This is a genomic window from Pseudomonas sp. ITEM 17296 (assembly GCF_028895205.1).
GTDB lineage: Bacteria > Pseudomonadota > Gammaproteobacteria > Pseudomonadales > Pseudomonadaceae > Aquipseudomonas > Aquipseudomonas kermanshahensis.
Map to the genome: position 1 here is coordinate 1 of NZ_WJRS01000052.1, position 5,962 is coordinate 5,962.

Below are 5,962 nucleotides of genomic sequence, written 5' to 3' on the forward strand. Positions count from 1 at the left end.
TCTGTGTTGTCACTGGCCTCTTCGCAGCACAAGGCTGCTCCTACAGGGATTTTCGCAAGGCATGAGGGGTCAGCGCGGCTTGCGCAGCGCTGCGTGCTGGGGGTTGAAGGTCAGTATCGCGAGCAGGGTGAACAGCACGGTCAGGCCCAGGCAAACCGCCAGCGCCAGCGGATTGAAGCGTTCGTACAGCGCGAAACGCACCAGTTCCACGGCGTGGGTGAAGGGGTTCAGGGCGCACAGCCAATACAGCCACTGGCTGGCCTCGCGCATCTTCCACAGCGGGTACAGCGCCGAGGACAGGAAAAACAACGGGAAGATCACGAAATTCATCACCCCGGCAAAGTTTTCCAACTGGCGAATCGCATTCGACAGCAACAGCCCCAGGGCGCTGAGCATCAGGGCCACCAGCAACAAGGCCGGCAGCGCCAGCAACAACCCCGCAGCTGGGGGCTGCACGCCATACAGCCAGGCGATGGCGAGAAACGCATAAACCTGTAGCAGGGAAATCAACGAGGTCGCCAGCAGCTTGCTGCCGAGCAGAAACGCGCGCGGCAAGGGGCTGGTCAGCAGCACGCGCATACTGCCCATCTCGCGGTCATAGACCATCGACAGCGAGCCCTGCATGCCGTTGAACAGCAGAATCATGCAGGCAAGGCCGGGGATGATGTACACCTCGTAGGGGATGTAGGTGTCGTACGGCTCGATGATCGCTATGCCCAGGGCCGCACGAAACCCGGCGGCAAACACCAGCAACCACAGCAGAGGGCGTACCAGGGCGCTGAGAAACCGCGTGCGCTGCAACACGAACCGCAGGCATTCGCGCAGCAGGATGCCGTTGAAACATTGCCAGTAGGCGTTCATCAGGCCTTCACTCCTGGGGTGGGGCCAGGCGCGCGGGTCAGGCGCGCGAAGGCGTTGTCGAGGTCGCCGCCGTGCGCTTGGCTCAGGGCATCAGCGGTGCCACTGGCCACCAGGCGCCCCTGGTGCAGGATCAGCAGGTCATCACTGGGCTGCACCTCATCCAGCAGGTGGGTGGTCCAGAGCACACTCAGCCCCTGCTCGCGGCACAGGTGCCGAAGGTGCTGGTTGAGCGCCAGGCGGCTGGCCGGGTCGAGGCCGACGCTGGCTTCGTCGAGCAACAGCAAGCGCGGTTCGTGGAGCAGGGCGCGGGCAATTTCCACCCGGCGCCGGTGCCCTATATTCAGCGCACGAACGGGCTCGCGCCGGCGCTCGTCGAGGCCCTGGCGGGCCAGTTCGGCCTCGACCCGCAGGTTGCCCTGGCGCCGCGACAAGCCATGCAACGAGGCGTGGTAGCGCAGGTTCTGTTCGACGCTCAGGTCCAGGTCCAGGGTGCTTTGCTGAAACACCACGCCCAGTTGTCGCAACGCCGGGCGCGCCGCGTTGCGCAACGAGCAGCCGCAGACGCGGATGTCGCCCTGTTGCACGTCGTAAAGCCGGGTGAGCAGTGCGATCAAGGTCGACTTGCCGGCGCCATTGGGGCCCAGCAACGCAGCAAAACGCCCGGGCGCCACGCTGAACCCCACGTGCTTGAGCGCCTCGCGCTGGCCATAGGCGAAACTCACGTCACTGACGTCGAGGGTATTCATGGCGTGACCACCACGCCCCAGGGGTAGCGCCCGACCTTTACCGATTTGAGCACCTTGAGGGTTTTCGTATCGATCACCGAGACGTCGCCGCTGACCCCGTTGGTGGCCAGCAATTGGCTTTGGTCTGGGGTGAACGCCAGCTGCCAAACGCGCCGCCCAACCAGCAGGTAGTCCAGCACCTCGTAAGTCTTGGCATCGATTACCGCCACATGGTTGGCCGGGCCCAGGGCGACGAACGCGTACTGGCCATCGGCGCTGAGCTTGATGCCCACCGGCTGGACTTTGTCCGGGTGCACGCCCTTGATCTGGAAATTCAGGGTTTTCAGCACCTGGCGCGTGGCCACATCGAGAATGGTCACCGTGCCGCCGATTTCCGCCGAGGCCCAGAGCCGCGAGCCATCCTGGTTGAACTCGACGAAGCGCGGCCGTTGATCCACCAGGGTGCTGTCGGCCAGGGTCTGGGTGCTGGTGTCGATCCAGTGCAGCATGTTGGTGGTTTCGCTGGTATTGACCGCCCACTTACCATCGGGGCTTACCGCCATGCCCTCGGGCTCGATGCCGACGTTGATCTGCCCGAGCACTTTGTCGGTTTCGGTGTCGATCACCGTTACCAGTGCGTCGTCTTCGTTTGACACATACAGCCAGCGGTCATTGGGGTGCAGGGCGAACTGCTCGGGGTCCTTGCCGGAGGGCAGTTCCTTGATGATCTTGCGGGTGGCCACGTCCATCACCTGCACCCGGTCCGAATCGCTGGCGCAGATGTACAGCCGCTTGTTGTCGTGGGACAGCAGCAGGCCACGTGGGCGCTGGCCCACGGGCAGGGTCTCGGTAACTTCCAGGCTTTGCAGGTCGATCAGGCTAAGGCTGTTGTCCTTCTCGTTCGAGACCCAGGCGGTGGCGGCGCTGGCGTGCCCGGTGGCAAGCGCCAGCGCGCCGGCCAGCAGGGAGGGGAAAAGCACAGGCCGGTAGCAAAGGGGGCGACGCATGGCGGAATCCTTTTTTTGTGATTATCGGTTTCAGGGGTAGCCGCAGGTCACTTCGGGCTTGTCGAAGCCCAAGCTGTCCATTTCGTTGAAGGGGTGCAGGAAGCCCTCCTGGGGCGAAGTGCTGACCAGCGCGCGGGGCTGAACCAGCGGGATGGGCTGGCGCAGTTCGCCGTTCCATGGGCGGTAGCTGAGCTTGCGGCCCTTGAAGCCATCCAGCGGCAGCTGGTCGCTGAGCAGCAGTTGCTGCAGGGCGCGTGGCTCGGCCTGGCGCAGTTTGCTGACGGCGCTGGCGATGCTGCGCACGGCCATCCAGGCGGCGAAGTCGCGGTCGTTCATCCAGCGTCCGGCCTGGGCTTCGAAGCGTTTTTGCAACTGCGCCGCGCCGAAGGTTTCCACGGTCTTGTGCCAGCCGGTGGGGGTCAGGCCCTGGGTGCCGGCCACGGGGCGGGGGTACCAGGTCTGGTAGGGCAGGTATTCGCCGAAGTCACCGCGCTCGTCGGCCACCAGCACCACGTCGTACTCGGCGGTTTGGGTGAACAGTGGCATATCGGCTTGGGCGCTGCGGCGCTGGTCGTTGTCGAAGCGCCAGGTTTTTTCCGCCACCAGCTGCACGCCGAAGCGCTTCACCGCCCGGCGCAGGGCTGCGGCGTAGGCCTGGTCATCTTCGGTCTGGCCGACGACGAGCAACGCCCGCTGCCATTTGCGCAGTACCAGAAACTGCGCCAAGGCATCGGCCAGCATGGCGCGGCTGGGCAGGCTATGCAGCACATTGCCCAGGCACTGGCTGCTGCGCAAGCTGTCGTCGGGGCTGCCGGCGTTGAACAGCAGGCTGTCGGGCAGGGCGGCAGACAGTGCGCGCAGGCTGGCGGCCGGCGCGTTCACTACGAACAGCCGCAGGCCCTGGTCATGCTGGGCCTTGGCGGCTTGCAGCAGGGCCTCGGGGCTGTCTACGTGGGTGCTGGCAAGGGTGAACGCCTGCTTGAGAAAACGCCCCGTGCTGTTGCTGTCGACAATCGCCAGCTCGGCGCCCTGCAGCCCCGCGTCGGCGGGCTCGGGGATGATGTTGGACAGCAGCGGGCCGGGGTCGGGGCGATAGCCCAGGTAGCCGATGCGCACCTGCAATTGCTGCTCTGGCGGGGCGGCCGATGCGAAGGCCGAACACAGTGCCGTGGCCAGGGCCAGCAGGCAGGTCAGGGCAAGAGGGGCAGGCTGGCGCATAAACGCACTCCACGGCAGATGGCGCCAGCATAGGAAGCCGGCCGGGAGGGGGAAATATGCAGAAAGTAGCGCTCGGCCAGTACCAAGGTAGTAAATCACCGCTAAGGCCTCGGTTTTACGATGGGTCGCAGCCCTGGCCGCGTTCACCCGGAGGAAACTGCCCAATGCGCCTCATCAACCTGTCGGCCCCGTGGCGGATCAACCTGTGGGTCACGTTCTTTTTCGCCTTGGTCACCTTGGCCTGTGGCGGGTTGCTGCTGCACCAGGCGGTGGCCGATGTCGAGCGCGAATTGCAGTCTGCCGAAGCTGTGGTGGCGTACCTCGCCGACACGGCCGAACGCGACCCGGCGAGCCTGCAACCGCGGCTGACCCAGAGCCTGCGCCACGTGCGGGTGCACTGGCTGGCGGCGGGCGAAACCGCGCAGATGCCGCGGGAGGCCGGCCTGGATGCCTGGCTGGGGCGCCAGCTGTTCGGTGATCGCCGCCACAGCACCCGCTTGCTGGACTTGAGCGAGGGGCGCCGGGTACTGATCGCCGTGGATGCGCGGGATGAAATCGACGAAGTCCGGGATTCCCTGCAGCAGTTGCTGGGCTTGTGTGGCCTGGCCTTGCTCGTGAGCCTGTTGACCATCCGCTGGGCGGTGCGGCGCGGCATGGGCCTGCTGGATGAACTGCTGCGTGCGTTGCGCCAGGTCTCGGGTGGGCAGTTGACCACTCGCCTGCGCGAATCCGGCCTGCCAGAGGCACGCCAGTTGGCGGCGCACTTCAACCGCATGACCGCGACCCTGGAGCAGACCCGGGCTGACAATGCGCAGCTGACCCAAACCCTGTTGGCGGTACAGGAACAGGAACGCACCCACCTGGCGCAGGCCCTGCACGATGACCTCGGGCAGTACCTGGCGGGTATCCGCGCCCAGGTCTGCCTGCTGCGCCTGGTGGCAGGCCAGCCGACGGTGGTGGAGCAGACCGCGCAAGCCCTGGAGCTTAATTGCGAACGCCTGCAGCAAGGCTTTCGTGCCTTGGTACACGACTTGTATCCGGTGGCGTTGCAACACGTGCCATTGGCCGAAGCCTTTGGTGTGCTGGTGAGTCAATGGCAGGCCAGCCAGGGCATCGATTGCCGTTTGCGGGTCGGTGAGCGCCTGCCGGTGCTGCCCGGCCCCAGCCGAACGCATTTGTATCGCCTGCTGCAGGAGGCGTTGACCAACGTTGCCCGGCATGCCGGCGCCAGCCAGGTGCGGGTGCGCCTGCAACGCAGCGCCAAGGGCTTGCGCCTGCTGGTGCGTGACAACGGCTGCGGCGCGAGCCAGCCCCAGCGGCCCGGCGTAGGCCTGCATTCGATGGCCGAGCGCGCGCGCAGCCTGGGCGGCGAATTACGCATCCTGAGTCGCCCGGGTGCCGGCTGGGCGTTGGCCCTGAACATTCCCATGGAGGCCTGATGAATATCGTATTGGTGGATGACCACGCCGTGGTGCGCCAGGGTTATGCCAGCCTGTTGCGGGCGGTGCTGCCGGCGATGGAAGTGCGCGAGGCCGCCAGCGGCGAAGAGGCGCTGGTGCGGGTTCAGGAGCAAGTACCGAACCTGGTGATCATGGACTTCGGCCTGCCCGGCATCAGCGGCCTGGAGACCACCCGCCGGCTGCGTCAGCGCCTGCCGCAGCTACGGGTGCTGTTTTTCAGCATGCATGATGAACTGCCCCTGGTGCGCCAGGCCCTGGAGGCGGGGGCTTCGGGCTACCTGACCAAGAATTCGGCGCCCCAGGTGTTGATCGAGGCGGTGCACCGGGTGTTGGCCGGGCATGCCTATATCGAGCAGCCTTTAGCCACACAACTGGCCTGCACACCGCAACAGAACGCCAGCGACCCGCGCTTGCAGCGCATGACCCAGCGCGAGTTGGAGATTTTCGTGATGCTGGCCAAGGGCACCCCGGTGCGGGTGATTGCCGAACAGCTGTGCATCAGTGCCAAGACCGTTTCCAATCACCTGACCTTGCTCAAGAGCAAGTTGCAGGTGAGTTCCCATGCTGAGCTGGTGCACCTGGGGATTGATCTGGGGGTGGTGCGGGTGGCGGGGTGAGGTTTTGTGGGAGATTTTGTGGCCTGGGGTTCAGTTTGGAATTTTTGGCGCCTGGGAGATCGAGCGCCGCCCGC

The 5,962-nt window shown here is 65.5% G+C and carries 6 protein-coding genes; 2 read left to right on the forward strand and 4 right to left on the reverse strand.

Annotated features, from left to right (window positions below; genetic code table 11):
• Positions 1 to 69 precede the first annotated feature (69 nt).
• From GIB19_RS27820 to GIB19_RS27835, 4 genes are read right to left on the reverse strand one after another with little or no spacing between them, the layout of a single operon-like run.
• Entirely contained in the window at positions 70 to 861 is a 792-nt protein-coding gene (locus GIB19_RS27820) for an ABC transporter permease (protein ID WP_027596436.1), read from the reverse strand.
• Positions 861 to 1,607: an ABC transporter ATP-binding protein gene (locus GIB19_RS27825; protein ID WP_027596437.1), complete on the reverse strand. Its 747-nt coding sequence runs from the start codon at positions 1,605 to 1,607 to the stop codon at positions 861 to 863. Before GIB19_RS27825 ends, GIB19_RS27820 begins: the two co-directional genes overlap by 1 nt.
• Positions 1,604 to 2,593 (reverse strand): YVTN family beta-propeller repeat protein, encoded by a 990-nt coding sequence (locus tag GIB19_RS27830; protein ID WP_274888817.1) that lies wholly within the window; start codon positions 2,591 to 2,593, stop codon positions 1,604 to 1,606. The genes GIB19_RS27825 and GIB19_RS27830 overlap by 4 nt, the downstream gene beginning before the upstream one ends.
• A 30-nt stretch (positions 2,594 to 2,623) precedes the next feature.
• On the reverse strand, positions 2,624 to 3,811 hold the full coding sequence (locus GIB19_RS27835; protein WP_085273804.1) for an ABC transporter substrate-binding protein: 1,188 nt from the start codon (positions 3,809 to 3,811) through the stop codon (positions 2,624 to 2,626).
• A gap of 164 nt (positions 3,812 to 3,975) precedes the next feature.
• Between GIB19_RS27835 and GIB19_RS27840 the strand changes: the two genes are divergently transcribed.
• Together GIB19_RS27840 and GIB19_RS27845 are read left to right on the forward strand one after the other, a co-directional pair.
• Positions 3,976 to 5,250, forward strand: coding sequence for a sensor histidine kinase (locus GIB19_RS27840; RefSeq protein ID WP_274888819.1), 1,275 nt, complete (start codon positions 3,976 to 3,978; stop codon positions 5,248 to 5,250).
• The gene (locus tag GIB19_RS27845; RefSeq protein WP_027596441.1) at positions 5,250 to 5,888 is read left to right on the forward strand and encodes a response regulator; all 639 of its coding nucleotides are present in this window, start codon (positions 5,250 to 5,252) and stop codon (positions 5,886 to 5,888) included. The genes GIB19_RS27840 and GIB19_RS27845 overlap by 1 nt, the downstream gene beginning before the upstream one ends.
• Positions 5,889 to 5,962 lie beyond the last annotated feature (74 nt).